The 25,703-nt window shown below is 61.4% G+C and carries 25 protein-coding genes and 1 pseudogene; 16 read left to right on the top strand and 10 right to left on the bottom strand.

The window, feature by feature from the left end; all coding sequences use genetic code 11:
- Positions 1–4: 4 nt before the first annotated feature.
- The 8 genes from BFN67_RS24565 (at position 5) to rnhA (ending at position 5,474) form a co-directional block, all read left to right on the top strand.
- On the top strand, positions 5–157 hold the full coding sequence (locus tag BFN67_RS24565; RefSeq protein ID WP_192856845.1) for a hypothetical protein: 153 nt from the start codon (positions 5–7) through the stop codon (positions 155–157).
- 12 nt (positions 158–169) lie between these two features.
- The gene (locus BFN67_RS14515) at positions 170–784 is read left to right on the top strand and encodes a cytochrome c oxidase assembly protein (protein WP_080920280.1); all 615 of its coding nucleotides are present in this window, start codon (positions 170–172) and stop codon (positions 782–784) included.
- A gap of 1 nt (position 785) precedes the next feature.
- Entirely contained in the window at positions 786–1,673 is an 888-nt protein-coding gene (locus BFN67_RS14510; protein ID WP_080920279.1) for a cytochrome c oxidase subunit 3, read from the top strand.
- 84 nt (positions 1,674–1,757) lie between these two features.
- Positions 1,758–2,144 carry a DUF983 domain-containing protein gene (locus tag BFN67_RS14505; protein WP_080920278.1) on the top strand — a complete coding sequence of 129 codons (387 nt, stop codon included), beginning with the start codon at positions 1,758–1,760 and terminating at the stop codon, positions 2,142–2,144.
- Positions 2,141–2,905, top strand: a complete 765-nt coding sequence (locus BFN67_RS14500) for an SURF1 family protein (protein ID WP_080920277.1) — start codon at positions 2,141–2,143, stop codon at positions 2,903–2,905. The genes BFN67_RS14505 and BFN67_RS14500 overlap by 4 nt, the downstream gene beginning before the upstream one ends.
- A 63-nt stretch (positions 2,906–2,968) precedes the next feature.
- On the top strand, positions 2,969–3,976 hold the full coding sequence (gene ispH / locus BFN67_RS14495) for a 4-hydroxy-3-methylbut-2-enyl diphosphate reductase (protein WP_080920276.1): 1,008 nt from the start codon (positions 2,969–2,971) through the stop codon (positions 3,974–3,976).
- A 2-nt stretch (positions 3,977–3,978) separates the two neighbouring features.
- Positions 3,979–4,959: a homoserine kinase gene (locus tag BFN67_RS14490; RefSeq protein ID WP_080920275.1), complete on the top strand. Its 981-nt coding sequence runs from the start codon at positions 3,979–3,981 to the stop codon at positions 4,957–4,959.
- On the top strand, positions 4,956–5,474 hold the full coding sequence (gene rnhA, locus BFN67_RS14485) for a ribonuclease HI (RefSeq protein WP_080920274.1): 519 nt from the start codon (positions 4,956–4,958) through the stop codon (positions 5,472–5,474). Before BFN67_RS14490 ends, rnhA begins: the two co-directional genes overlap by 4 nt.
- 5 nt (positions 5,475–5,479) lie before the next feature.
- Here the strand turns inward: rnhA and BFN67_RS14480 are convergent, their stop codons facing one another.
- Together BFN67_RS14480 and BFN67_RS14475 are read right to left on the bottom strand one after the other, a co-directional pair.
- Positions 5,480–5,965 (bottom strand): peroxiredoxin, encoded by a 486-nt coding sequence (locus BFN67_RS14480; RefSeq protein ID WP_080920273.1) that lies wholly within the window; start codon positions 5,963–5,965, stop codon positions 5,480–5,482.
- Between the two features lie 73 nt (positions 5,966–6,038).
- On the bottom strand, positions 6,039–6,848 hold the full coding sequence (locus BFN67_RS14475; protein WP_080920272.1) for a protein-disulfide reductase DsbD domain-containing protein: 810 nt from the start codon (positions 6,846–6,848) through the stop codon (positions 6,039–6,041).
- A 155-nt stretch (positions 6,849–7,003) separates the two neighbouring features.
- Between BFN67_RS14475 and BFN67_RS14470 the strand changes: the two genes are divergently transcribed.
- Positions 7,004–7,612: a YqgE/AlgH family protein gene (locus BFN67_RS14470; protein ID WP_080920271.1), complete on the top strand. Its 609-nt coding sequence runs from the start codon at positions 7,004–7,006 to the stop codon at positions 7,610–7,612.
- A gap of 23 nt (positions 7,613–7,635) precedes the next feature.
- Here the strand turns inward: BFN67_RS14470 and BFN67_RS14465 are convergent, their stop codons facing one another.
- The 4 genes from BFN67_RS14465 to thrC are packed head-to-tail and all read right to left on the bottom strand — an operon-like array spanning position 7,636 to position 13,852.
- Positions 7,636–10,524: an EAL domain-containing protein gene (locus BFN67_RS14465; RefSeq protein ID WP_080920270.1), complete on the bottom strand. Its 2,889-nt coding sequence runs from the start codon at positions 10,522–10,524 to the stop codon at positions 7,636–7,638.
- A gap of 2 nt (positions 10,525–10,526) precedes the next feature.
- Positions 10,527–11,123, bottom strand: coding sequence for a GNAT family N-acetyltransferase (locus BFN67_RS14460; RefSeq protein ID WP_080920484.1), 597 nt, complete (start codon positions 11,121–11,123; stop codon positions 10,527–10,529).
- A gap of 22 nt (positions 11,124–11,145) precedes the next feature.
- The gene (locus BFN67_RS14455) at positions 11,146–12,438 is read right to left on the bottom strand and encodes a M16 family metallopeptidase (protein ID WP_080920269.1); all 1,293 of its coding nucleotides are present in this window, start codon (positions 12,436–12,438) and stop codon (positions 11,146–11,148) included.
- Positions 12,439–12,457: 19 nt separating this feature from the next.
- On the bottom strand, positions 12,458–13,852 hold the full coding sequence (gene thrC / locus BFN67_RS14450; protein ID WP_080920483.1) for a threonine synthase: 1,395 nt from the start codon (positions 13,850–13,852) through the stop codon (positions 12,458–12,460).
- A gap of 119 nt (positions 13,853–13,971) precedes the next feature.
- Between thrC and BFN67_RS14445 the strand changes: the two genes are divergently transcribed.
- Entirely contained in the window at positions 13,972–14,673 is a 702-nt protein-coding gene (locus BFN67_RS14445; RefSeq protein ID WP_080920268.1) for a hypothetical protein, read from the top strand.
- Positions 14,674–14,697: 24 nt separating this feature from the next.
- Here BFN67_RS14445 and BFN67_RS14440 read toward each other — a convergent pair whose 3' ends face one another.
- On the bottom strand, positions 14,698–15,387 hold the full coding sequence (locus tag BFN67_RS14440; RefSeq protein WP_080920267.1) for an HAD family hydrolase: 690 nt from the start codon (positions 15,385–15,387) through the stop codon (positions 14,698–14,700).
- Between the two features lie 167 nt (positions 15,388–15,554).
- Between BFN67_RS14440 and BFN67_RS14435 the strand changes: the two genes are divergently transcribed.
- Positions 15,555–16,688, top strand: a complete 1,134-nt coding sequence (locus BFN67_RS14435; protein ID WP_080920266.1) for a site-specific DNA-methyltransferase — start codon at positions 15,555–15,557, stop codon at positions 16,686–16,688.
- A 78-nt stretch (positions 16,689–16,766) separates the two neighbouring features.
- On the opposite strand, the gene BFN67_RS14430 is transcribed toward BFN67_RS14435, so the two are convergent.
- Both BFN67_RS14430 and mutY read right to left on the bottom strand, forming a co-directional pair.
- On the bottom strand, positions 16,767–17,378 hold the full coding sequence (locus BFN67_RS14430) for an HAD family hydrolase (RefSeq protein ID WP_080920265.1): 612 nt from the start codon (positions 17,376–17,378) through the stop codon (positions 16,767–16,769).
- Positions 17,375–18,520 (bottom strand): A/G-specific adenine glycosylase, encoded by a 1,146-nt coding sequence (mutY, locus tag BFN67_RS14425; RefSeq protein ID WP_080920264.1) that lies wholly within the window; start codon positions 18,518–18,520, stop codon positions 17,375–17,377. Before mutY ends, BFN67_RS14430 begins: the two co-directional genes overlap by 4 nt.
- Before the next feature lie 51 nt (positions 18,521–18,571).
- Between mutY and BFN67_RS14420 the strand changes: the two genes are divergently transcribed.
- From BFN67_RS14420 to smc, 3 genes are all read left to right on the top strand, one after another.
- A complete protein-coding gene (locus BFN67_RS14420; RefSeq protein WP_080920482.1) occupies positions 18,572–19,069 on the top strand; it encodes a DUF721 domain-containing protein in 498 nt (165 codons plus the stop codon).
- A 132-nt stretch (positions 19,070–19,201) separates the two neighbouring features.
- On the top strand, positions 19,202–19,912 hold the full coding sequence (locus BFN67_RS14415; protein ID WP_080920263.1) for a DsbA family protein: 711 nt from the start codon (positions 19,202–19,204) through the stop codon (positions 19,910–19,912).
- 54 nt (positions 19,913–19,966) lie between these two features.
- Entirely contained in the window at positions 19,967–23,425 is a 3,459-nt protein-coding gene (gene smc, locus BFN67_RS14410) for a chromosome segregation protein SMC (RefSeq protein ID WP_080920262.1), read from the top strand.
- A gap of 21 nt (positions 23,426–23,446) precedes the next feature.
- On the opposite strand, the gene BFN67_RS14405 is transcribed toward smc, so the two are convergent.
- Positions 23,447–24,166: a hypothetical protein gene (locus BFN67_RS14405; RefSeq protein ID WP_080920261.1), complete on the bottom strand. Its 720-nt coding sequence runs from the start codon at positions 24,164–24,166 to the stop codon at positions 23,447–23,449.
- 162 nt (positions 24,167–24,328) lie between these two features.
- Between BFN67_RS14405 and BFN67_RS14400 the strand changes: the two genes are divergently transcribed.
- Together BFN67_RS14400 and BFN67_RS25225 are read left to right on the top strand one after the other, a co-directional pair.
- On the top strand, positions 24,329–25,300 hold the full coding sequence (locus BFN67_RS14400) for an NAD-dependent epimerase/dehydratase family protein (protein WP_245295270.1): 972 nt from the start codon (positions 24,329–24,331) through the stop codon (positions 25,298–25,300).
- Between the two features lie 192 nt (positions 25,301–25,492).
- Positions 25,493–25,621: pseudogene (locus BFN67_RS25225) on the top strand (DUF6538 domain-containing protein); the annotation flags it as partial.
- Positions 25,622–25,703 lie beyond the last annotated feature (82 nt).

Genomic DNA, 25,703 nt, shown 5'->3' with positions numbered 1-25,703 from the left:
GATCATGGAAAAGCCTGAACTTGTTACGCTGACCGAGAGGCAAAAGAAGGCGCGCCGCAACCGCTCGATCGCGATCGGCCTGGCTCTCGCCGCTCTCGTCATCATTTTTTACGTTGCGACGCTTGCCAAATCCGGCAGCGGTTTCATTGGACAGTGAGGCACGGGAAAGATGAGCAACCAGCCGGCAAACGATAAGGGCAAGCGCAACTCCAATCGTGTGGTGGTCGGAGTTTGTCTGGCTTTTCTCGGCGGCATGCTCGGCATGTCCTATGCGGCCGTGCCGCTTTATTCGGTGTTTTGCCAGGTCACCGGTTATGGCGGCACGACGCAACGCACCACCCAATATGCTGATCGCGTGCTGGATCGCGAAATCACCATTCGTTTCGATGCCAATACGACCGGCGTGCCCTGGAAGTTCGAACCGGCGCAGCGCTCGATCAAGATCAAGATCGGCGCGACCGCACAGGTGCATTACACGGCGACCAATATGAGCAACGAGCCCTCGACCGGTCGCGCGACCTTCAACGTCACCCCGGACCTTGCCGGCGCCTATTTCGATAAGGTGGAATGTTTCTGCTTTACTGACCAGACGCTGAAGCCCGGCGAGACCGCGGACATGCCGGTCGTCTTCTATGTCGATCCGGACATTGTGGATTCGCCGGAAATGAAGGATGTGAAAACCATCACCCTGTCCTATACCATGTTCCCGGTAGAGGGCAGCAAGCCGGTCGCTTCGGCGCCGGTCAATAGCAATACTGACACCGAAAACAAGCTCGGGGGCTGATATGGCAGACGCGCACGCGCACGCACAACCGCAACACGACTATCACATCCTCGACCCGAGCCCGTGGCCGTTCATCGGCGCCATCGGCGCGCTGGTGATGGCGATTGGCGGTGTCGGCTGGATGCAGGACATGAAGGGCAACACTTTCGACCTGTTCGGGGTGAATCTTGCTCATCCGTGGGGGTTCTTCATCGGCGTCCTGATCGTGCTCTACACCATGTTCTCGTGGTGGTCGGACACGATCAAGGAGGCGCATGAAGGGCATCACACGCGCGTCGTTTCGCTCCATCTGCGCTACGGCATGATCATGTTCATCGCCTCCGAGGTGATGTTCTTCGTCGCCTGGTTCTGGGCATTCTTCGACGTCAGCCTGTTTCCCGGCGAAGCGCAGCAATATGCCCGCACCGCCTTTACCGGTGGCATCTGGCCGCCCAAGGGCATGGAGGTCCTCGATCCTTTCCACCTGCCTCTCTACAACACCATCATCCTGCTGCTTTCCGGCACGACGGTGACGTGGGCGCACCACGCCTTGCTCAAGGGCGACCGCAAGGGCCTGATCAACGGCCTGGTGTTGACGGTGGGCCTCGGCATGCTCTTCACCTTCGTGCAGGCTTACGAGTATATGCACACGCCGTTCGGCTTCCGCGATTCCATCTACGGCGCCACCTTCTTCATGGCGACCGGCTTCCACGGGTTCCACGTCATCATCGGCACCATCTTCCTGCTGGTGTGCCTGATCCGTGCCATGAAAGGCGACTTCACGCCCAAGCAGCATTTCGGCTTCGAAGCCGCTGCCTGGTACTGGCATTTCGTTGACGTGGTGTGGCTGTTCCTCTTTGGCGCGATCTATGTATGGGCTTCGTCCGGCGCGACCATCGAAATGGTCTGAGAGAACAATCTCCAAATGCCATAAGGCGGCTGCGGCAACGTGGCCGCCTTATATTTTAGGCGCGATTGCTGATAGGATTGCACCATGAATGAAGACAAGGCGATCTGGCCACCGGTCGATCCGATCCAGGCGGGCCTGCGCGGCCATTGTCCCCGCTGCGGCGAGGGACGGCTTTTTCCCGGGTTCCTGACGGTCGGCAAGGAATGCGGCAACTGCCGGCTCGACTATTCCTTCGCCGATGCCGGTGACGGCCCGGCGGTTTTCGTCATCCTGATCATCGGCTTTGTCGTGGTCGGTCTGGCATTGTGGATGGAAGTCTCTTACAGCCCGCCGCTCTGGTTGCACTTTCTGCTGTGGATCCCTCTGGCTGTGGCGCTGTGCCTGACGGCGCTCAGGTTGATGAAGGGCGTGCTGGTTACTTTGCAATACCGCAACAAAGCCGCCGAGGGACGGCTGGACACTAAAAGATGACCGACGCTGCGGAGGCCTCTCGGGTTCCCGGCGCGAGGTCGCGCCGGCGTTTGATTCTGGCGCTGGTGCTGGGGCCGATCGGGATCGTCATTCTTCTCGGGCTCGGTACCTGGCAGGTACAGCGCCTGCACTGGAAGGAAGACCTCCTTCACACCATCGAACAGCGCATGCATTCGGCGCCGATTTCGCTGGCCGACGCCGAGATGCGTTTCACCGAGACGGGCGATGTCAATTATGTCCCGGTCACGGTTTCAGGGACTTTCTTCAATCAGGGCGAGCGGCATTTCTTCTCGACTTGGGAAGGTCAATCCGGTTTCGACGTCTATACGCCCCTGCGTCTGGACGATGGGCGCTATCTCCTGGTCAATCGCGGTTTCGTCCCATACGACAGGAAAGACCCGGCCACCCGGCCTCAAGGGCAGGTGACGGGGCCGGTCACGATCACCGGCCTGGCTCGCAATCCGCTCAGTGCCAAACCCTCGCGCATCATTCCTGACAACGAGCCGAAGGAAAACATCTTCTACTGGAAAGACCGCGATACCATGGCGGCGACTGCCGGTCTGCCGGCCGGCTACACGCTCGTGCCGTTTCTGCTCGATGCCGACAAGACTCCCAATCCCGGTGGCCTGCCGGTCGGCGGCGTCACTATCGTCAATTTGCCGAACAATCATTTGCAATATGCGATCACCTGGTATGGCCTGGCGGCCGCGCTTGCCGGCGTGCTGCTGATATCGCTGTTGCGCAGGCTGAAAGCCGAATAGCGCCGCCGCCTTGACAGGGCCGCCGATGAACCGCATGTCGCAGGAAAGCGAGCATCCCGAACCATGCCGACGACGATTGCAAAACCGCCCTTGACGATCCGCCTTTGCCAGCCGCGTGGCTTCTGCGCCGGTGTTGACCGTGCCATCCAGATCGTCGTTCTGGCGCTGAAGAAATATGGCGCTCCGGTCTATGTCCGTCATGAGATCGTCCATAACCGCTATGTCGTGGAGGGGTTGCAGAATCTCGGCGCGGTCTTCATCGAGGAACTGCATGAAATCCCGGCTGAGCACCGCGAATGCCCGGTCGTTTTTTCCGCCCATGGCGTGCCGAAATCGGTTCCCGCCGATGCCGAGGCGCGCAACCTGTTTTACCTCGATGCGACGTGCCCGCTGGTGTCGAAGGTTCACAAGCAGGCGATGCGCCACCAGCGGCTTGGCCGTCATGTGCTCTTGATCGGCCATGCCGGACATCCCGAAGTCATCGGAACCATGGGGCAGCTTCCCGAAGGTGCGGTCACGCTGATCGAATCGGAAGCCGATGCATTGACATTCATGCCGGCCGACCCGACCGCACTCGGCTTTGTTACCCAGACCACGCTTTCGGTCGAGGATACGGCGGGCATCATTCGCACCTTGCAGAAGCGTTTCCCCGACCTTCAGGCGTCGGCCGCCGAATCGATCTGTTATGCCACCACGAACCGCCAGGAGGCGGTCAAGGAAACGGCGCATGGGGCAGACCTGTTCCTTGTGGTCGGCGCGCCGAACTCTTCCAATTCGCGGCGTCTGGTCGAGGTCGCCGAACGTGCCGGGGCAAGGATGTCGCTACTGGTCCAGCGGGCTTCTGAAATCCCTTGGGAGCGGATCGGCGCGATTGCGACACTGGGCCTTTCGGCCGGCGCCTCCGCGCCGGAAATCATTGTCGACGAGATCATCGATGCCTTTCGTGCCCGCTTCGACGTTTCCGTCGAACTTGCGATAACGGCAACGGAAACCGCCGATTTTCCGGTCATGCGCGTGCTGCGCGATGTCGAGTTGACCGCGGCCGACATGGCCTTCGTCAACGGAGCGTAAGCATGGCGGTTTACACCGATATTGCCGAAGGCGAGCTTGCGCGGTTTCTGAAGGATTATGAGGTCGGCGAACTGCTCTCCTATAAGGGTATCGCCGAAGGCGTCGAGAATTCCAATTTCCTCATCCACGCGTCGAACGGCGCCTATATCCTGACGCTTTACGAAAAGCGCGTGAACCCCGCCGACCTGCCGTTTTTCCTCGGTCTTATGCAGCATCTGAACGATAAGGGCATAAGTTGCCCGCTGCCGCTCTCCCGCAAAGACGGGGCGACTACGGGCGAACTGGCGGGACGCCCGGCAGCTATCGTCACTTTCCTTGAAGGTATGTGGATGCGCCGGCCGACCGTCGAGCATTGCCGCGCCGTCGGCGCCGCCCTGGCCGGGATGCATCTGGCCGGCCAGGATTTTTCGCTTGAGCGTCCCAACGCGCTTTCGGTTTCAGGTTGGCGTCCGCTCTGGGAAAAGGCGCGCGCGCGCGCCGACGAGGTCGAGCCGGGTCTGGCGGCGGAAGTGGAACGGGATCTGGCCTTGTTCGAGGCCAACTGGCCGCGCGACCTGCCGGCCGGCGTCATCCATGCCGATCTGTTCCCCGACAATGTGTTTTTCCTCGGCGAACGGCTTTCCGGCCTGATCGACTTCTATTTCGCCTGCACCGACCTTCTGGCCTATGACGTGGCCGTGTGCCTCAATGCCTGGTGCTTCGAGAAGGACAACAGCTATAATCTGACGAAGGGAATGGCGCTGCTCGAAGGCTATGTCGGGGTGCGGGCGCTGTCGCGGGCGGAAGCCGATGCCTTGCCGATCCTGGCGCATGGCGCGGCCCTGCGCTTCATGCTGACCCGCCTTTACGACTGGCTCAATACGCCGGCCGGCAGCCTTGTGGTGAAGAAGGACCCGGTCGAATATCTGCGCCGCATGCGCTTTCATCGGCAAGTGCGGTCGGCCGCCGAGTATGGGCTCAAGAGCGAGAGGGCAGCAGTGTGAGGCGCGTCGAGGCTTTCACCGACGGAGCATGCTCCGGCAATCCCGGCCCCGGCGGATGGGGTGCCGTGCTGCGGCTGCGCAGCGACGGTGCGAATGACGGTGCGATCCGTGAACTCAAGGGCGGCGAAGCGCAGACCACCAACAATCGTATGGAGTTGATGGCCGCGATCAGCGCGCTGAACGCCATCAAGGAAGGCACCACGGTCGATCTCTATACCGACAGTTCCTACGTCAAGGATGGCATTTCGGGTTGGATCGAAGGCTGGAAGCGCAATGGCTGGAAGACTGCTTCAAAGCAGCCGGTCAAGAATGCCGAGCTTTGGCAGGCTCTGGACGAAGCGCACCGCCGTCATCAGGTAGCATGGCATTGGGTGAAGGGCCATGCCGGCCATCCGGAGAACGAGCGCGCGGACGAACTTGCCCGCGAGGGCATGGCGCCTTTCAAGAAAAAGCCGAAAGTTGCTGCCGCCGCAGGCGGACCGGCACCGCGCAAGGCGCGCGTTGCCGGGAGGTAAAGTGACTAAATCTGCTCGAGTATTCCGGCGGCGCTGGATGTCGTCACCTGTCCGGGGGCATCCTCGACATTCAACGCTTTGACGACGCCATTGTCGACGAGCATGGAAAAACGCTTCGAACGAGTGCCCATGCCGCCGCCCGACAGGTCGGCCGAGAGGCCGGCAGCCTCGACGAAATCACCATTGCCATCGGCAAGGAACAGGATCTTGCCTTCGCCATTGGTGAAGCGCGCCCAGGCGTTCATGACGAAGACGTCGTTGACCGAAACCACGGCGATGGTGTGGATGCCGCGCGCCTTGAGTGCGTCGTGGTTTTCCAGATAACCCGGCAAATGGTTGTTGCTGCAGGTCGGCGTGAAGGCACCGGGCACGCCGAACAGAACCACCTTGCGGCCGGAAAAGATTTCGCCGGTGGTAATGGCTTTCGCACCATCCGCGCCCATTGTCTTGAATGTCGCTTCGGGCAGTTTGTCGCCAACGGAAATCGTCATGTCGTTCCTCATCGATGGAAATTATGCCGCAGCGATAGCTGACGACCGTCTTCCTCGCAACCATGGGAAACTATCAGGGATAGGGGATGAGGCCGGCGACCGCGCCTTCCGAACTGGTCAGCGTATAGTGTAATCCGCCTTCGCCGGGGGCTGTCGTCGGACGATCGAGGATTTGCACCGAGAACGTGATTTCACCGTCCTTCTCACGGCGCTTTGGTGGCCCGAACATATATTCCTTTTCGCCGGCGACGAAGAAATCCACCGATGCCGGATCGCCCGGCGCGATGGCCTCGACGTGCAGGGTCTCATGGTCGCCGCGCAGGACCTTGATCTTGAAATCCGCCCGTTCGGGCGCGGGCAGGGCTGCGAACGCAGCTTTGACCAGTTCGGCATCGGCCGCATTGTCGGGTGCCTTGGCCGGATCGACCGTCAATCTGGCCTGCACCGGAATGCAGATGGTCTCGCAGATGCCGAGGAAGACATCGGCTTCGACCAGGGCTTTGGCGGCAGGCTTGGCCAGCGTGAAGGTCACGGGAATAGAAACGGAATGATCGTAGCCCGCCCACACGCCATAGCCGTCGTCATGATGGCGTGGTGCCGGAAATGCGAGACTGATGCTCTGGATATTGGTGCTTGGCGAAATGTCGATCTGCGGCGGCACGCCGCTGTCGCCGGGGTCGCGCCAGTAGGTTTTCCAGCCTGGGTCGAGAGCAATCTCCAGCGCGCCCTGCATGCGCCCCGATGCGTCGGCGCCGCCCGCGGTGACAAGCCGGATCCGGCCACCCTGGCCGGCATGCCAGTCCGACGAAGATGCGAATGCCGGCGCGGCGCCGGCGAAGGCGAGCACGAGCGAACAGGACAAAAGTGCCGAAACAGATTTCATGATGTTGGTTTGGCTGCCCAGTTCCGGCCTTGCAACTCACTTTGCGCGCAACCGGGCATCATATTTGCGTGACACGGCGGCCTAGCCCTGCCGTTGAACGAGCCGCGACTATGGTGCATCTTTCGTGTGCGCGGAAAAAGCGTTAGGCTTCAAGCATGGACCTGCTGCACAACAAGAGTTCGGCCACGCGGCGCGGCTTCCTCGACGACCAGTTCCTCATCGCCATGCCGGCCATGAAGGACGACCGCTTCGCGCGTGCGGTGATCTATGTATGTGCCCATAGCGACGAAGGGGCCATGGGCCTCATCATCAATCAGACGCAACAGATGCTGTTTCCCGACCTGCTTGTCCAGCTTGGCATCCTGAAGGAGCAGGAGGCTATCCGCCTGCCGGCGCATACGCGCGACTTCGTGGTGCGCAATGGCGGCCCGGTGGACCGCAGTCGCGGTTTCGTCCTGCATTCCGGTGACTACCGGGTGGAATCTTCCCTCGACGTTTCAGACGACATCTGCCTGACCGCCACAGTGGATATCTTGCGCGCCATTTCGGCAGGCCGTGGTCCGCGCCAGGCGTTGATGGCGCTGGGTTATGCGGGCTGGGGCGCCGGCCAACTGGAAACCGAGATAGCCGAGAACGGCTGGCTGACCTGTCCGGCGACGCCTGAACTTCTATTCGATGCCGATATCGAGCGCAAATACGACCGCATCCTTGCGTCGATGGGAATCGATCCCGTTCGGCTCAGCATGGCTGCCGGCCACGCCTGACCGTATTGCAAGGGACTGAAATCTCAGGCTTGCGTCAGCGGATATTGTTCTTTCAGCATCCTCAGCACCTGATCGCCGCCAACCGGCGGACCGAACATGAAGCTCTGCACATATTCGCAGCCCATTTGCCGCAATTCCAGGGCGTCTCTTTCATCCGAGACGCCTTCGGCCACGACTGACAGGCCAAGCTCATGCGCCATGCTGACCATGGATTTGATCAGCACCGCGCGTTTCGGCGTGGTGTCGTCCACAAAGCTCTTGTCGATCTTGATCGTGTCGAAGGGGAAGCGCGTGAGATAGGCAAGCGAGGAATAGCCGGTGCCGAAATCGTCCAGCGACAGGCCGATGCCAAGCTGCTTGAGCTTGGTCAGGACATGCGCAGTCTGTTCGGGATTGTCCATAACGAGAGATTCGGTGAGTTCCAACCGGAAGCAGCGCGGCTTGATGTTGGCGCGCGCGATGACCGAACGGACGTCGCTGACGAGATCGCGGCGGATGAGTTGGCGGCTGGAAAGATTGACGGAGACTGACAGCGGCACGTTGCCGACCTGCTTTTGCCATCCGGCGAGGTCTTCGGCGGCTTTCTGCATGGCGAACAGGCCGAGTTGCACGATCAGCCCGCTGCTTTCGGCAATCGGAATGAAATCGGCCGGCGGGATCATGCCGCGGCGCGGATGGTCCCAGCGTAGCAGCGCCTCGAAGCCGGCAACGCTGTTGTCCTCCAGCCGTATGATGGGTTGATAGGCGAGTGTGAATTCGCGGCGCTCCAGCGCCCGCCTGAGATCGGATTCGAATTGCAGCCTATCCGTCCCGGCGGTACGGAAGGCCGGGCGGAAAGGCTCGATACGATCGCCGCCGAAGCGCTTGGCCTGATGCATGGCAAGCTCGGCATCCTTGACCATGTCCTCCGCCGAGGATTGGTCCGTGGTCCAGGTGATGAGACCGACCGAAGCGGTCAATACGATTTCGCGCTTGGCAAAGGTGATGGAGGCATTGATGGCGTGCTTGAGCGCATCGGCGAAAGCGGCAATGCGGGCCGGATCCTGTTCCGAAAGCAACATCAGCGCGAATTGATCGCCGCTGAAGCGCGACAGCGAGTCCCTGGGTTTCAAAAGCCTGTGCAGGCGCCGTGCTATGGTGAGCAGGATTGTGTCGCCGGCTGAAATGCCTAGCCCGTCATTGACCTGCTTGAAGCGATCGATATCGATGACGAAGACGGTTGGCCGCACTTTTTCCTCTGTGCGGGCGATGGAGATGATCGTCTCCAGCCGGTTCATGAACAGTTCCCGGTTGGGAAGGCCGGTGAGATTGTCGTGCACTGCGTCGTGCAGCAGCCTTTCCTCGGCCTTCTTCTGCTCGGTTACATCCACCAGGGTGCCGACACAACGAATAACTGCGCCGTCGGAACCGATGACGGGGCGCGCCCGCAGGGCGAACCAATGATAGTGGCCATCCGCGCCGCGCAGGCGGAAGTTTTGCGCCACCTTTCCGCGCCGGTGCTCGAGTACGATATCGAGCGTCGTGCGGAATGTGTCACGGTCATCGACATGCAGCGCCGGCAACCAGTTGCGGGCGGCACCCGTCAGGCTGTCCGGCGCCAGTCCGAGTTGGGCGCTGATGTCGGGCTTTGTGATCACACAGTCGCGCAGCACGTCCCAGTCCCAGACCACGTCGCCGGAACCGGCCACTGCCAGCGCTTGTCTTTCCAGGTCGGAGAACAGACCCTGATGCAGGGCGCCGCCGGCAAAGGCGTGCTGCATGACGGTAAAGCCGATGAGCAGGATGATGAGAATGAGGCCGCCGCCGAGCGCCGGCTGCACGATGTCGTTGTCGAGTATGCCGGTGATCGCCATCCAAGAACCGGTGAGCCATAACAAGACCATGACCCAGCTTGGTATGAGCATGATCGCGCGATCATAGCCGCGCAGACCGAGCACGATGATGAGCCCAAGCCCGACCAGCGCGGTGGCGGCGAAGGAAAGCCGCGCGATGCCGGCGGCAATTGCCGGATCGATGATGGCGACACCTGCCATCAGTGCGAGACCGAGAATCCAGACAAGCGCGCCATAGCTGAAATGGCCGTGCCAGCGGTTGAGGTTGAGATAGGTGAACAGGAAGACCACGAAAGTGGTCGCCAACCCGACCTCGGTACTTGCCCGCCATATCTGTTCGCTGCCCGGCGACATCTCGATGACCTTGTTGAGGAAGCCGAAATCGACGCAGATATAGGCAAGCACCGCCCATGAAAGAGCCGCGGTAGCCGGGAACATCGAGGTTCCCTTGACGACGAACAGGATGGTCAGGAACAGGGCCAGCAGCCCGGCGATGCCGATCACGATGCCTCTGTAGAGCGTGTAGGAATTGACCGAGTCCTTGTAGGCTTCGGGATCCCACAGATAGACCTGCGGCAATTTCGGCGCGGCGAGTTCGGCGATGAATGTCACCACCGTGCCGGGGTTTAGCGTCACCCTGAACACGTCGGCATCGGGACTCGCCTGGCGATCGAGTGCAAAACCCTCCGAGGGCGTAATGGAGGCGATCCGGGTTGAGCCGAGGTCCGGCCAGAACAGGCCGGAATCCACCAGCCGGAAATGCGGCGCCACAATCAACCGATCGATCTGCTGATCGGTCGAATTGGCCAGTGCGAAAACCGCCCAGTCGCCGGTCGAACGCGCGTCCTTCGCCTCGACCTCGATGCGCCGCACGATACCGTCCGCACCAGGGGCCGTCGAAACCTGAAAATTCTCACCCTGGTTTCGATAGATCTGGACCGCGCCGGAAAGATCGAGCGCGACGTCGTCGCGCGAAATCTTGATCGGCTCGACCGCATAGGTCGAGACGATTGAAGACAGCATGACGATTGCCGCGAGGACACATGCGAGAAGCGATCTGATTCGCGGAAAATTGGTCAAAATCAGCCCTTTGATCGAGCGCCGGAAATGTCATCGGCGATCTTGGCGTAGAGAAGATGATCCTGCCAGATACCGTTGATCCTGAGATAGGATCGAAGAAGTCCTTCGCGCTGGAATCCGGCTTTTTCAAGTACCCGGATCGAACGGTTATTGTCGGGAATACAGGCAGCTTCGATCCGGTGCAACCGCATCGTGTCGAAGGCAAAGCGGGTCAGCACCTGCACCGCATCTGTCATCAGTCCGCGCCCGCCGTAGCGCTCGCCAATCCAGTAGCCGATATGTCCGCTTTGCGAGACGCCGTGACGAATATTGCCGATGGTAATGCCGCCGCAAAGCCTGCCGCCTTCGCGCTCGAAGATGAAGAAGGCAAGGGCGGTGCCGCGTACGTGGTCCTCGCGGTAGCGGCTGATGCGATGGCGCCAGGCCGACCGCTCCAGTTCGTCGGGCATCCAGCGTGGTTCCCAACGTTCCAGAAAGCCCCGGCTTTCGCCGCGCAGCGCCGCCCATTCGCGGTAGTCGTTGGCAAGCGGCGCGCGCAGCCGGACTTTGGTTCCGTCCAGTGCCGGTGTATCGCGGCGAAAGAAGGACTGCGCAAACACGCTTCGCCCCAACCCCGGTGAACTAGCCTGCCAGCTTGCGGGCCATGCCCGTGCCATTCGGCAAGGCTTCCAATATCGATTCGTAAGGTGCAAGCGCGCCCACCGGTCCGACAGCGGTGAGCGTCGGCTTCGTCGAAAACAGCCGGCCGGAAAGATCCGTGAGACGATCGACCGTGAGTGCGGCAAGTCTTTCCATCAATTCTTCTTTCGGGACAGGGCGCCCGAACAGGAGCAGTTGTCGTGCGATCTGCGAGGCGCGGCTGGCCGGATTTTCGCCCGACATGATCAACCCGGCACGATATTGCGCGTGCGCGCGGTCGAGTTCGACCTGTCCGATGGATTCTCCCGCTCTTTCCAGTTCCCGGATGATGACCGGTACGAGTTCCGCCATGCCGCTTTGACCGGTCGCGGCATGCACGCCGAAGATTCCCGTATCGGAAAAGCCCCAATGGAAGGCGTAGACCGAGTAACACAGGCCACGCTTTTCGCGCACCTCTTGAAAAAGGCGCGACGACATGCCGCCGCCGAGGATCATCGAAAGCACCTGGCTGCAATAGAAATCGCGCACATGGTAGGCGCGGCCCTCGAAGCCGAGGATGATCTGCGCGTCCATCAGGTCGCGGTTTTCGCGAAAATCGCCGCCGACATATTGGGCATATTGCGGCGTGGTGCCGGTCGATTTTGCCCGAAAGCCGCCGAGGCGTGCCTCCACTTCGCGCACGAAATCGTCGTGCCTGATATCTCCGGCGGCCACCACGATCATGCGGTCGGCGCCGTATTGGCGCTCGATGAAATCGTGCAACTGCTTCGAGGTGAAGGATTTCACCGTCTCCGGCGTGCCGAGTATGGAGCGGCCAAGTGTCTGGTGGCGAAAGGCTGTTTCGGTGAATCTGTCGAAGACGATATCGTCGGGTGTATCGTGCGCGGCGCCGATCTCCTGCAGGATGACATGCTGCTCACGGCTGAGTTCGTCTGGATCGAATAGCGATTCCTGCAGGATGTCGGCAAGCATATCGACGGCCAGCGGCACGTCGGCGCTCAACACCCGCGCATAGAAGGACGTCGTCTCGACGCTGGTCGCCGCGTTGATTTCCCCGCCTACATCCTCGATCTCCGAGGCGATCTGGAAGGCGCTTCGCCGCCGCGTCCCCTTGAACGCCATATGCTCAAGAAGGTGGGCCATTCCGTGCTCTTCGTCACGTTCGTCGCGAGCCCCGGACTTGACCCACACGCCGAGAGCGACGGATTCGATGCTTGGAAGGGTTTCGGTGGCGACTGTCAGGCCGTTCGACAGACGGCTTACCTCAACACCCATATAGCTAAAACTCCTTACGCTATCGTGCCGCCCGCGTGTGGCGGCTGACATAATCTTCCACCATTTTAAGGTCCGATGGAAGTACCGTATATTTTTCTTCCCGTTCCATCAGGCCGGAAAGCCACGAGGGCAGGGCCGGCAACACTCCGCAGGCAGCGTTCACCGCTGTCGGAAATTTGGCCGGATGCGCGGTGCCGAGGATAACCATGGGCGCAGCATCTTGATACCCTTTGGCGACATGGACTGCGGCGGCGGTATGCGGGTCCAGCAGGTAGCCGCTGCGCTTGAGAGTGGACTGGATGGTGTCTGCTATTTCCGGCTCGGTCGCACGCCCGGCGTCGAACTCGGCGCGGATCGCGTCCAGGCCGGCGGCGTCGATGGTAAACGTGCCGGATTGCTTGAGATTGGCCATGTAGCGCTGCACGGTTTCGGTCTTGCGGCCGGAGGCCTCGAACAACAGACGCTCGAAATTCGATGATACCTGGATGTCCATCGAGGGCGAGGTGGTGGCGACCACCCCTTCCATTTTGTATTCGCCGCTTTTGAACGTGCGCGCCAGGATGTCGTTGGCATTGGTGGCGATGACGAGGCGTTCGATCGGCAATCCCATGCGCTTGGCGGCATAGCCGGCGAAGATGTCGCCGAAATTGCCGGTCGGTACGGTGAAAGAGACCGGGCGGTCGGGTGCGCCCAAAGAGAGAGCCGAGGAGAAATAATAGACGATCTGGGCCATGATGCGCGCCCAGTTGATCGAGTTGACACCCGACAATGCAACACGGTCACGGAAGGCATGATCGTTGAACATGTCTTTGAGCATGCCCTGGCAATCGTCGAAATTGCCTTCGATGGCCAGCGCATGTACATTGACCGCGCCCGAGGTGGTCATTTGCCGCTGCTGGACCGGCGAGACGCGTCCATGCGGGAAAAGAATGAAGATATCCGTGCGTTGGCGCCCGCCGAACGCCTCGATGGCCGCGCCGCCGGTGTCGCCGGAGGTTGCGCCGACGATGGTTGCACGCTGGCCGCGCTCGGCCAGCACATGATCCATCACCCGTGCCAGCAATTGCATCGCCACGTCCTTGAAGGCGAGTGTCGGCCCATGGAAAAGTTCGAGCACGAAGTTGTTGGGGCCAAGTTGCACCAGCGGGCAGACCGCATCGTGCCTGAATGTGGCGTAGGCCTCGCGCACCAGCCTTTCAAAAACCGGCGCGGCAATTTCGCCGCCGATATAGGGTGCAAGCACGCGCAGCCCGATGTCCTGATAGCTCAGGCCGCGCATCGCCCTGATCTCGGCGGGCGAGAATTGCGGCCATTCAGCCGGAACGTAAAGGCCGCCATCATGAGCCAGCCCGGCCAGGACCGTATCGGCAAAGCCGAGCGCGGGCGCTTCGCCTCGAGTGCTTACATAGTGCATGGGCGTGTGTTCCTTGCTGCCGGGTCGCACCTGCGCGGCATTTTTCTGCGCCGTGCTTGTCGCATTTTTGCCGCGCGGTTGATATACGTCAGCCGCTTTGCGAGAGGGAAGGGCAGTCTATGATGTTTCGTCCGTCCAACGGTCGTTTTTTTGCGGCTCTGGCGTTGTCTGGCCTGATGCTGGCTTTGGCCGGCTGTCAATCCAGCGGTGGCAACAAGAATGTGTTGGATGTTGACGGCAAGCAGACGCCGGTTCCGCCTCCGCCGTCCGACAAGGTGAAGGCCAGCGACTTGCTCGCCTATTGCCCGCGTGTGACGCTTCGCGACGGCACGGCCTATTTCAATTCCTATGCCCGTGGCGGACAGGACGATCCTGCCAAACTGATCTATCAAGCCGCCATTACTGAAGTCTCGCGCGATTGCAGCCGCGCAAACGGCACCTTGACGATGAAAGTCGGCGTGGCCGGCAAGATTGTCCCCGGCCCGCTTGGCAAGCCGGGCGCCATTACCATGCCGATTCGTGTGGTGGTCACGCATGGAGACGAGGTTCTCTACACCAAACTGCACAAGGACCAGGTGCAGGTGGCGGACACTTCGGCCGCCACGCAGTTTGTGTTCACTGACCCATCCGTCAGCGTGCCGGAACCCAGCGACAAGGGTTATCAGGTCCTCGTCGGCTTTGACGAAGGCCCGATCAATGCTGCGAAAGCTGCTGCCAGGCCCGTCAAGAAAAAGGTTCGCCGCGTGGTGAAAAAGCCCGCACCGGAAGCGCCTGCCAAGCCAAAAGGTTCGCAGAGTTCCATATCGGACATTCCGCGTTAAATAACAGGGGGCGGCTGGTCTCGCTCAAGCGTCCACTGACCATTCCGACAGGGCGGCCAGAACGCCGTTGAGATCGGCCCAGCGGCGAATCACCGTCTCCGCACCGGCTTCGGTCAGCATGTCGGCGTGGCCGGGGTAGGTGTGCGCCGCCCCGGTAAAGCCGATCACGCGCATGCCGGCGGCCCTGGCGCCCTGCACGCCATGTACCGAATCCTCGATGACGAAGGTGTTTGCCGGGTCGGCGCCAAGTGTTTCAGCGGCATGCAGGAACACGTCCGGCGCCGGCTTGGGCTTGCCTGTCGCGGTTTCGAGCGCCGAAAAGATACGGCCGGCAAAGAGGGGAAGCAGCCGCGTTCTTTCCAGCATCAATTCGATGCGTTCCGTGCGTGAGTTCGAACAGATGCATCGCGGCTCTGTCACCGCCGCGACGGCCTGGTGAACGCCTTCTATGGCACGGATTTCTCTCTTCAGCCGGCGGTCGATCAATCCTTCGGCCTCGTCGATCATCGAGACCTGAAACGGAATGGTCGATTTTTCCTCGATCTTGATGAGGATGTCCTTGAAGGTAAGGCCGGCATAGGCCTCGGAAATTTCTTCCGCCGAAATGTCATAGCCCGCCGAGGTCAAGAGGTCCGCCTCGACACGCGCGGCAATGATCTCGGAATCGACCAGCACGCCGTCGCAGTCGAAGATAACAAGGTCGGGGGCAGGCATGGCGGTTCCAACTGTTTGGACGGGAAATGCCCTGGCGGGCTGCGGCCTCGGCTTACACCAGCCGCCGCAACTGCGCAAATACGGCTATTTCCCAGCTTCACCGAATATTTACGCTGATCGGTAACCATAACGAAGAGTGAACAGTAACGCGTGCCCTGGGTGTGAATATGTCTGCCGTGCGTCTTCTCAACGAGCTTTCCGATGCTCCGCTTCAATCCGAATGGCTCGACACGATCCTGAAAGGCGATTGCGTGGCGGCGCTCGACCGGTTGCCGGAGAAATCGGTGGACGTCATTTTCGCCGACCCACCCTATAATCTCCAACTCGATGGCGATCTGCATCGCCCCGACCAGTCGAAGGTTGATGCGGTGGACGATGCGTGGGATCAGTTCGACAGCTTCGAGGCTTATGACGCCTTCACCCGTGCGTGGTTGCTCGCCGCCCGGCGGGTGTTGAAGCCCAATGGCACGATCTGGGTGATCGGCTCCTACCACAACATCTTCCGCGTCGGCGCCAAGATGCAGGATCTCGGCTTCTGGATCTTGAACGATGTGGTCTGGCGCAAGACCAACCCGATGCCCAATTTCCGCGGCCGCCGCTTCCAGAATGCGCACGAGACGATGATCTGGGCTTCGCGAGACCAGAAGAGCAAGGGCTACACCTTTAATTACGAGGCGCTGAAGGCGGCCAATGACGACGTGCAGATGCGCTCCGACTGGCTGTTTCCAATCTGCACCGGCGGCGAGCGGCTGAAGGACGACAATGGCGACAAGGTGCACCCGACACAGAAGCCCGAAGCGCTGCTGGCGCGTGTCCTGATGTCCTCGACGAAGCCCGGCGATGTCGTACTCGATCCCTTCTTCGGTTCCGGCACGACGGGGGCGGTAGCCAAGCGGCTTGGGCGGCATTTTGTCGGCATCGAGCGCGAGCAGGCCTATATCGACGCGGCGCGCCAACGCATCGACGCGATCAAGCCGCTTACCGGCGCCGACCTCACGGTGCTCACTGGCAAGCGGGCCGAGCCGCGCGTTGCTTTTGTCAGCCTGATCGATACCGGCCTGATGGCGCCGGGCACCATGCTTCACGATTCGAAGCGGCGCTTTTGTGCCAAGGTCCGTGCCGACGGCACCTTGTCCAGCGGCGAGCACGCCGGCTCGATCCATCGCGTCGGCGCGCAGGTGCAAGGGCTGGACGCCTGCAATGGCTGGACTTTCTGGCACTATGAGCGCGCCGGCGGCCTCTCCCCCATCGACGAGCTGCGCCGCATTGCCCGGCTTGGCATGGAGCGGGCCGGCGCATGACGGCGCAGAGTGGCGGTGCGGCGGCGGCGATTGCGCGGTTGAATCGGATTTTGAGCCTTCGCCGCCAAGCGATTCAACTCAAACCGCTATCCCCAAAGCCTTCAAGTCAAACTTGAGCGTCGGCGCATCGGTAAACAGCACGGCCTGCCAGCCGGCGGTCTTTGCGCCGTCGACATTCTTCTGGCTGTCGTCGATGAAAAGCGTCGCTGCCGGTTCGAGGCCAAACGCCCGCGCATGATGATCGTAAATGGCGTGGTCAGGTTTGATGAGGCCGATTTCGCCCGACACCGTCACGCCGCGCGGTTTCTGCAGGAACGGAAAACGGCTGCGTGCTTCCGCGAACGTATCGGCGGCGAAGTTGGTCAGCATCGTCACGTCATGGCCGTCGGCGATCAGCCGCTCCATCAGCACGACGCTGTCCTCATAGGCATGCGGCACCATCTCATGCCAATGGCGGCGGAAATTGCGGATATTTTCGGCATGGTCGGGATGCTCGGCAATCAAAAGCGCCTCGGCCTCCTGCCATGTGCGGCCGCGATCCTGCTCGATGTTCCAGGCGCCGGTGCACACATTGTCGAAGAACCATTTGCGCATTTCCGCATCGGGAATGAGACGGCTGAACGGAATGTCGGGATCGTAATGGATCAGAACCTTGCCGATATCGAAGACGATATGCCTGATTTCGTTCATGGTTTCTCCATTGTGTGAAGGTGCCTTTTTTTGGGCACGCCCTTTTTTTTAGTAGCGCCGGGGATCGCCGCTTCGATGGCTTTTTTCATCACCGTCGGCAGGGCTTCACCGGCAATGTCATCCGGCGCGGACCAGAAATGGCCATGTGGTGCCTCGTCACCCGAACCTGCCCGGTAGACTTCCAGTTCCAGCCCAAAATGCGTGAACACATGGCTGATCCGTCCCATGTGTTGCCAATCGGCGGCAAAGGGCGCGGCCACTGTGCCGGTTTCGCCGTCCTTGCGCGCTGTCCAACCTGTGGTCGGTACCTCGCTCATGCCGCCCAGCAGGCCACTTTCGGTGCGTTTGCGCAGCAGGATCGCGCCATCGTCGCGCACCGCGACAAAAGCGGCACCGCGACGCATGGGTCGTTCCGGCTTGGGCTTGCGCACAGGGTAGAGCGCGGGATCGCCGTTTGCCAGTGCGCTGCAATCCTCGCGCAGCGGACACAACATGCAGCGCGGTCGCTTCGGCGTGCAGATGGTGGCGCCAAGGTCCATCATGGCCTGAGCGAAGTCGCCGGGGCGCTCGCCAGGCACGAGGCGTTCGACAATCTCGCGGATTTCAGGCTTCGCCTGCGGCAGTGGTGTAGCCAGGGAATACAGCCGGGTGGTGACGCGCTCGATATTTCCATCGACCACCACCGCTGGTCGATTAAAGGCGATGGCCGCGATGGCCGCGGCCGTGTACGGGCCGATGCCCGGAAGCGCGCGCAGTTCCGGTTCCGTATCGGGAAACTGTCCGCCGGCCCTTGCCACTATTTGCGCACAGGCCTTGAGGTTGCGGGCGCGTGAATAATAGCCGAGCCCTGCCCAAGCCTTCATCACATCATCGGACGGTGCCGCTGCCAGCGCCTCGACCGTCGGCCAGCGCTCGATGAATATGCGGAAATAGGCTTTGACCGCTTCGACCGTTGTCTGCTGGAGCATGATTTCCGAAAGCCAGACGCGATAGGGATCGGGCTGTACGCCACGCGCTAGTTCATGCGGCGGCACACGCCACGGCAAATCGCGGTGGTTGACGTCGTACCAGGACAGCAATCGGCCTGCGATGTCGTATCGGTCGTCCTGATCGGGGTTGCGGGCCTTGACTGGCAATGTCATTGATCGGGGCGGTGCTGTGCAGTGAAAAACAAGGAGCGGCTGGAAAGAGCCATGGCAGGGAAAAGCCCCTTCCGCAATCCTGTTCCGGTCAGCGATCTCGCCGCCGGAGTGCTGGACCCTTTGCTGCGCCGGCGTGCCGGCATGTCGCTTGGTCTCGTCCAGTCCTGGGAGGAAATTGCCGGAACCCGGCTTGCCGCGATGAGTCGGCCGGAGAAAATCCAGTGGCCGCGTCGTCTTCAGGAGAACGATCCGTTTCAGCCCGCCACGCTGGTCATTGCTTGCGAGGGGACCGCCGCGCTTCATGTCCAGCACGAAACCGGTGAGATCATTGCGCGCGCCAATGCCTTTCTTGGCTTCAATGCGATCGGCCGCATTCGCATCGTGCAGAAGCCGCTGACGGCGGCGGCGAGAAAGCGTGCACCGGCTCCAAGGCCGCTGAACGGCGCGGAGGCGGTCCGGCTATCGGGTGTTGTCGGCAAGATCGAAGATGACGGTCTGCGCGCCTCGCTGGAACGGCTGGGGGCCACCGTTCTGGGGCAAAGAAAGTAGAAACTCGCGTATTCGTGATTATATTTGCGAGGTTTGGCGATTGGATTACCGGCAAGCATGTCTTAATTCGCGCCAACTCTCGCTTTCATGTGACTTATTGTTGCAAAATCCAACCATAATCGGGTGATTCGCATGCTTCGTTCCCTGTCTCGCAGAACCGTTCTGTCCACGCTTGCCGTCGCCCCCGCAGCCGCGTTTCTCGCGGCCTGCAGCGATTCCGGCGAGGAGGCAAAGGCCGCCGACGCCAAGCCGGCAACCGACAGCACGACGACGGCGGCAGTGGCGCCCGAGTCGACGGGCACCGTCGATATGGCCGAACTGCTCAAGCCCGGCGCCCTGCCGGATAAGAGCATGGGCAAGGCCGACGCACCGGTGACGGTGGTGGAATATGCCTCGATGACCTGCCCGCATTGCGCGCATTTCGCCGAAACCACCTTCCCGGAGATGAAGACAAAATACATCGACACCGGCAAGGTGCGTTATATCCTGCGCGAATTCCCCTTCGATCCGCGTGCCGAGGCCGGCTTCATGCTGGCGCGCTGCGCCGATGACAATTATTTCCCCATGGTCGATGTGCTGTTCAAGCAGCAGCAGACCTGGGCTGCGGCCGACAATGCGAAGGAGGCGCTTCTGCAGATCGCCAAACTGGCAGGTTTTACACAGGAGACCTTCAACGCCTGCTTGACCAACCAGAAACTTCTGGACCAGATCAGATCTGTGCAGCGGCGCGGCGCCGATGAATTCAAGATCGACTCGACGCCGACCTTCTTTATCAACGGAAAGACCTATAAGGGGGCCATGTCGATTGAGGAAGTGTCGGCGATTATCGACCCTCTTCTCTGATCGTTTCACCGCATCGGTTCTATCCTGCGCCGGTGAATGCATTGGTGTGGGCGCATGAGATTTTCGCGCCTGCGCCTTCTCGGCTTCAAATCCTTCGTCGAGCCCGGCGAATTCGTTATCGAACGTGGCCTGACCGGAATCGTCGGGCCGAACGGCTGCGGCAAGTCCAATCTTGTCGAGGCGCTGCGCTGGGTGATGGGCGAAAGCTCTTACAAGAACATGCGCGCGTCCGGCATGGACGACGTGATCTTCTCCGGCTCCAACACGCGCCCCGCGCGCAACACGGCCGAAGTCACGCTTTTCCTCGACAACAGTGACCGCACGGCACCTGCATCCTTCAACGATGCCGACGAATTGCAGGTGTCGCGCCGTATCGAGCGCGAAGCAGGCTCGATCTATCGCATCAACGGCAAGGAAGCGCGCGCCAAGGATGTGCAGCTGCTGTTTGCCGATCAGTCCACCGGCGCGCGTTCGCCGTCCATGGTCGGGCAGGGGCGTATCGGCGAACTGATCCAGGCCAAGCCGCAGGCGCGCCGCGCGCTTCTGGAGGAGGCCGCCGGCATTTCCGGTCTGCACACGCGCCGTCATGAGGCCGAACTCAGACTCAGGGGCGCGGAGCAAAATCTGGAGCGGCTGGACGATGTGGTCGGCGAGCTGGAAAGCCAGATCGAGAGCCTGAAGCGCCAGGCGCGGCAGGCATCGCGTTTCAAGAACCTGTCTGCCGATATCCGCAAGGCTGAGGCCACGCTTTTTCATCTGCGCTGGACGCAGGCCAAGGCGCAGGAGGCGGAGGCGCGCTCGGCGCTCGCAGTGGCGACATCGCTTGTCGGTGAGCGGGCCTCTTCCCAGATGAGTGCGGCCAAGGATCAGGCCGTAGGCGCGCATCATCTGCCGGAATTGCGTGAGGCGGAGGCCGCCGCTGCGGCCGCGTTCCAGCGACTTTCCATTGCCAAAACACAGATCGAGGAGGAGGCATCGCGCATCAGCGCGCGCCAGGGCGAACTCGACCGCAGGCTGCAACAATTCGACGCCGATATCGCGCGCGAGGAGCGCATGGTGCGCGACAATGCCGATGTGCTGGAACGGCTCGCTGCCGAGGAGACGACGCTCAATGCCGAGAATGCCGGTGCGAGTGAACGCGAGGCCAATAAACGCGCCGCATTCGAGCAGGCCACGGCAACTTTGGCGGGAAGTGAGGAAAAGCTGGCGGTATTGACAGCGGAACGTGCTGAAGCCGCTGCTGGCCGCAGTCAGATCGAGCGCAATCTGCGCGACCTGGCGGAGCGGCGCGATCGTTTCGCCCGCCAGCTTGCCGACATGGATCGCGAACTGGCAGACATCGCCACACGGATCGCCAGATTGGCCGATCCGGCCGAAAAGAAGCTTCTGGTCGAGGCTGCCGAGGCCAGGCTTGCCGAGACCGAGCAGGCTGCTACGCAGGCCGAACAGGCTGTTATTGCGGCGCGGGCGGCGGAATCGGCCACGCGCGGGCCGCTGCAGGAAGCCAAGGCGGAACTGGCGCGCATCGAGACGGAAGCGCGCACGCTGGCCAAAATTCTCAATGCCGGTGGCGGTGATCTCTTTCCGGCGGTGCTGGAGCAGATCGGCGTCGAGCGAGGATATGAAACCGCTCTGGGCGCGGCGCTCGGCGAAGATCTGGATGTCCCGCTCGACCGCAGCGCCCCGGTGCATTGGGGTGAAAGCTCGGTGCTGCCCGCCGACCCGGCGCTGCCTGGCGGCGTCAGGAGTCTTGCCAGCGTGGTGCGCGCACCCAATCAGTTGGCACGGCGGTTGGCGCAAATCGGAATTGTTGATGATGGCGAGGGGGCGGCCCTGCAATCGCAACTGGCGACAGGTCAGCGCCTGGTCAGCCGCAAGGGCGCGCTTTGGCGCTGGGACGGATTGACGGCAAGTGCCGATGCGCCGACAGCCGCCGCACTGAGATTGGCGCAAAAGAACCGATTGGCTGAACTCGACGCCGAAGCCGTGGCTGCGACGGAAACGCTGAGAGGCTGCGAGGCGGCCTTGGCGGAGGCCGAGACAAGGCTGCGAGACAGTGGCGAGGCCGAGCGCGCGGCGCGGCAGGCGTGGCGCGATGCGCAGCGGGCGGTAGACGAAGCCCGTGCCGCATCGGCACAAGCGGAAAGGGCGGCGGGTGAATTGGCCAGCCGCCGCACTGCGCTGGGCGAGTCGCGCCAGCACATCCTCGAAGGGCATGAGGAAGCAATGGCGGCGTTCGCCGAGGCTGAAGCCTCGCTGCTCGGCGCGCCGGACCTCGGCGATCTTCAGACGCGGCTTGAACAGGCGGCGGCGCATGTATCGCAGGACAGGGGCGCCCTTGCCGAAGCTCGTGCCGTCTATGACGGATTGAAGCGCGAGGCCGAAAGCCGCGCTCGCCGTCTGGTTACTATCGGCACCGAGCGCAGCGGTTGGCTGACGCGGGCCGAAAATGCCGCCTCGCAGATCGCAGCCCTTGGCGAGCGCAAGGCGGAAGCGGCGACCGAGCGCAAAAAGCTCGCCGACGCGCCGGACGAAATCGATGCGCAGCGGCGTGCGTTGCTATCGCAGCTTTCGCAGGCCGAGACCTTGCGCAAGGCCGCCGGCGACCGGCTGCAGGAAGCCGAAACACGCCAGTCCGGTCTGGACAAGGCGGCGGCGGCGTCAATTCAGGCGTTGGCCGAGGCGCGGGAAGCGCGCGCCCGCGCCGAAGAAAGGCTGACGGCGGCTGACGAGCGCCGCAAGGAGGTCGAGGCGCGTATCCAGGAGGCTCTGAACACCCCGCCGCATCTCGTCATCCGCCACACCGGGCTCGGCGCCGACGAGGCGATGCCTGACATGGCTGATACCGAGCGGCGTCTGGAGCGGCTCAGGATTGAGCGCGAGCGGCTGGGAGCGGTCAATCTGCGCGCCGAGGAGGAACAACGCGAACTATCCGAGCGGTTGGAAACCATCGTTTCGGAACGTGAGGATATTATTGAGGCCATTCGCAAGCTGCGCCAGGCCATCCAGAGCCTCAACCGCGAGGGGCGTGAGCGGCTGCTGGCTGCCTTCGACGTGGTCAATGGCCATTTCCAGCGCCTGTTCGCTCATCTGTTCGGCGGCGGCACGGCGGAACTGCAACTGATCGAATCCGAAGATCCGCTGGAGGCCGGCCTCGAAATCCTCGCTCGCCCGCCGGGCAAGAAGCCGCAGACCATGACGCTGCTTTCCGGCGGCGAGCAGGCACTGACGGCAATGTCGCTTATCTTCGCGGTGTTTTTGACCAATCCGGCGCCGATCTGCGTGCTGGATGAGGTCGATGCGCCGCTGGACGATCACAATGTCGAACGCTTCTGCAATTTGATGGATGAGATGGCCCGCTCGACGGAAACCCGCTTCGTTGTCATCACCCATAACCCGATCACCATGGCGCGCATGAACAGGCTGTTCGGTGTCACCATGGCAGAGCAGGGCGTCAGCCAACTCGTCTCGGTTGATCTAAAGGCTGCCGAGGACATGCGCGAGGCAAGCTGACCGGGCGATGCGGTGCGCTGGCTACCAGTTCGCCCCGCCGGAGGTCCACAGGCCGAAATATGGGCAGCCGAGCCCGTTGACCCGGTCACGAACGTGGTCGATCATTTCCGGCCGGGCGATTTGGATCGCGCCGCAAAGCGTCCAGTTGAACAGGATCTTGAAGTTGAAACCGTCGGCGCGCACGATCACGGTACTGCCTGCCGGCAATGAAGCTGGCATCTGCTTCGCCAATTCGGGATCGAGGGTTCGCAGGCCGATGAAGGTCTTGGAGGCTTTGGCTTCCAGCCCTGCCCGGTCTTTCTTTTGCATGGCGATAACGGCGTCGGAAACCTTGTTCAGGAAATCCACGGCAATCGGTATCTGTGGAAGCGCGCTTACATATTTGTGTTCCAGAACCGCCAGCGCCTTTTCGCCTTTCGGCAGGGCTGGCAATGGCTTCGGCATAACCAGCACGGCCCCCACCGCGCCCAGGATCATGCCGGCTGCGAGTGCCGGCAGGTAGGCTTTCCATTTGCTCCCCGTGCTGAAAGAAGTGGGCACTGCCACCGGCTTCGGTGCATAGGACATTTCAATCGCCCGGATGGTCGAATCAAGCGCAGCCATAGCCGAAGGGGTGCCGTTGCCGCCTTTGCCGACTGCGGCGCGAGCTGCGGCATAGATTCTTTCGCGCTCTTCGGGCGTTTGCGCATTGCGATCGGCAATAGCCTTGCGAATGGCCTGCGCGTGTTTTTCCTGGTCCATGAATCCCCAATCCTCAAGGCGCTCTAACACAGCCATGCTTGCCGGAAAATGCTAAAACTGGTTGTAGGCGGTTGTATTGTCGCTATTTGTGCTGCTGCTTCGGCTCTTGAGATAAATGCTTTCTTGCCGTTATTGGAGGCAGATACTCTTCTGGAGGGGCACTTGGCCATTCTTGTCACCGGCGCGGCCGGGTTCATCGGCTCTCATGTTTGCCAGCGTCTGCTTGGCAGGGGCGACGAAGTGATCGGCATTGATAATTTGAATGCCTATTACGATCCGGCCCTGAAACGGGCGCGGTTGGCCGGACTGTCCGGCAAGCCGGGCTTTACCTTCCAAGAGGCCGATATCGCCGAGGAGGGCGCCGTCGCCAAGCTGTGCAGTGGGCGCGGCATTACCGGCGTCGTTCATCTCGCGGCTCAGGCAGGGGTGCGTTATTCTCTGGAAAACCCTCGCGCCTATGTGCGCTCCAATGTCGCCGGGCACTTGGAAATTCTCGAATTCTGCCGATCAGAATCAGGCCTCAAACATCTGGTCTATGCGTCGTCGAGTTCGGTCTATGGCGGCAACCGCAAGGTGCCGTTCGCGGAGGATGACCGCGTCGATCACCCGGTTTCACTCTATGCCGCGACCAAGAAGGCCGACGAGTTGATGAGCCATACCTATGCGCATCTGTTCAACATTCCGCAGACGGGCCTGCGCTTCTTTACCGTCTACGGGCCATGGGGGCGGCCCGATATGGCTTACTGGATGTTCACAGAGGCGATGCTGGCCGGCAAATCGATCCGTGTCTTCAACCGGGGCGAGATGTGGCGGGATTTCACCTATATCGATGACATCGTCGATGGCGTTGTGGCCGTGCTCGACCGCCCGCCGACGGATGCCACACCGCCCTGCCGCATCTATAATATCGGCAACAACAACCCGGTGCGGCTTGGCGATTTCATCGATGTGCTGGAAAAGCTGCTCGGGGTTGAGGCGCAGCGGCGCTATGAGCCGATGCCGGCAAGCGATGTGGAGCGCACCTTTGCCGACATGACCGCGCTGGAGAAGGATTTCGGCTTCCGCCCGCGCGTTTCCATCGAGGACGGGCTGAAGCGCTTCGTCGATTGGTATCGATCTGATTGGAAGACTTGAGCCCTTCGCGGCTGCGTTCACGATCAGCCACTGTGTAGTGGCACGTTCTCAGAAGCATGGCTGGGGCGCCAGGACAGTAATCCAACCTCTTTTAAGCGATTGATTTCCAAATAAGATATTGCATTTATTGACCTTTTCGGAATAAGACTGACCTAGAATGCTGACCTAAGTTGCAGGGGTTTCTAGGGCAAAATGACCTCACATATCAAACGGCGCGGCTCGACCTATTACGCGCAAATTGCCGTCCCGCTGGACGTTCAAACCATCCTTGGCCGCAAGACCATGGACCGGTCTTTGCGCACCAAAGACCCGCAAGAGGCAAAGCGCCTGTTGCCGGACGTGCTGAAGGAATGGCATCGGCTGTTCGATGATGCGAAGCGCGGTATTACCATCGTCAAGGAAC

The sequence above is a fragment of the Manganibacter manganicus genome (genome assembly GCF_002075885.1).
Lineage (GTDB): Bacteria > Pseudomonadota > Alphaproteobacteria > Rhizobiales > Rhizobiaceae > Mesorhizobium > Mesorhizobium manganicum.
This window is presented reverse-complemented; position numbering and strand designations above follow the sequence as displayed.

Excerpts from the sequence above, each read along its gene's own strand:
- BFN67_RS24565 (WP_192856845.1), top strand. The coding sequence starts at position 5 with ATGGAAAAGCCTGAACTTGTTACGCTGACCGAGAGGCAAAAGAAGGCG.
- BFN67_RS14515 (WP_080920280.1), top strand. The coding sequence starts at position 170 with ATGAGCAACCAGCCGGCAAACGATAAGGGCAAGCGCAACTCCAATCGT.
- BFN67_RS14510 (WP_080920279.1), top strand. The coding sequence starts at position 786 with ATGGCAGACGCGCACGCGCACGCACAACCGCAACACGACTATCACATC.
- BFN67_RS14505 (WP_080920278.1), top strand. The coding sequence starts at position 1,758 with ATGAATGAAGACAAGGCGATCTGGCCACCGGTCGATCCGATCCAGGCG.
- BFN67_RS14500 (WP_080920277.1), top strand. The coding sequence starts at position 2,141 with ATGACCGACGCTGCGGAGGCCTCTCGGGTTCCCGGCGCGAGGTCGCGC.
- ispH (WP_080920276.1), top strand. The coding sequence starts at position 2,969 with ATGCCGACGACGATTGCAAAACCGCCCTTGACGATCCGCCTTTGCCAG.
- BFN67_RS14490 (WP_080920275.1), top strand. The coding sequence starts at position 3,979 with ATGGCGGTTTACACCGATATTGCCGAAGGCGAGCTTGCGCGGTTTCTG.
- BFN67_RS14480 (WP_080920273.1), bottom strand. The coding sequence starts at position 5,965 with ATGACGATTTCCGTTGGCGACAAACTGCCCGAAGCGACATTCAAGACA.
- BFN67_RS14475 (WP_080920272.1), bottom strand. The coding sequence starts at position 6,848 with ATGAAATCTGTTTCGGCACTTTTGTCCTGTTCGCTCGTGCTCGCCTTC.
- BFN67_RS14470 (WP_080920271.1), top strand. The coding sequence starts at position 7,004 with ATGGACCTGCTGCACAACAAGAGTTCGGCCACGCGGCGCGGCTTCCTC.
- BFN67_RS14455 (WP_080920269.1), bottom strand. The coding sequence starts at position 12,438 with ATGGGTGTTGAGGTAAGCCGTCTGTCGAACGGCCTGACAGTCGCCACC.
- thrC (WP_080920483.1), bottom strand. The coding sequence starts at position 13,852 with ATGCACTATGTAAGCACTCGAGGCGAAGCGCCCGCGCTCGGCTTTGCC.
- BFN67_RS14445 (WP_080920268.1), top strand. The coding sequence starts at position 13,972 with ATGATGTTTCGTCCGTCCAACGGTCGTTTTTTTGCGGCTCTGGCGTTG.
- BFN67_RS14440 (WP_080920267.1), bottom strand. The coding sequence starts at position 15,387 with ATGCCTGCCCCCGACCTTGTTATCTTCGACTGCGACGGCGTGCTGGTC.
- BFN67_RS14435 (WP_080920266.1), top strand. The coding sequence starts at position 15,555 with ATGTCTGCCGTGCGTCTTCTCAACGAGCTTTCCGATGCTCCGCTTCAA.
- BFN67_RS14430 (WP_080920265.1), bottom strand. The coding sequence starts at position 17,378 with ATGAACGAAATCAGGCATATCGTCTTCGATATCGGCAAGGTTCTGATC.
- mutY (WP_080920264.1), bottom strand. The coding sequence starts at position 18,520 with ATGACATTGCCAGTCAAGGCCCGCAACCCCGATCAGGACGACCGATAC.
- BFN67_RS14420 (WP_080920482.1), top strand. The coding sequence starts at position 18,572 with ATGGCAGGGAAAAGCCCCTTCCGCAATCCTGTTCCGGTCAGCGATCTC.
- BFN67_RS14415 (WP_080920263.1), top strand. The coding sequence starts at position 19,202 with ATGCTTCGTTCCCTGTCTCGCAGAACCGTTCTGTCCACGCTTGCCGTC.
- smc (WP_080920262.1), top strand. The coding sequence starts at position 19,967 with ATGAGATTTTCGCGCCTGCGCCTTCTCGGCTTCAAATCCTTCGTCGAG.
- BFN67_RS14405 (WP_080920261.1), bottom strand. The coding sequence starts at position 24,166 with ATGGACCAGGAAAAACACGCGCAGGCCATTCGCAAGGCTATTGCCGAT.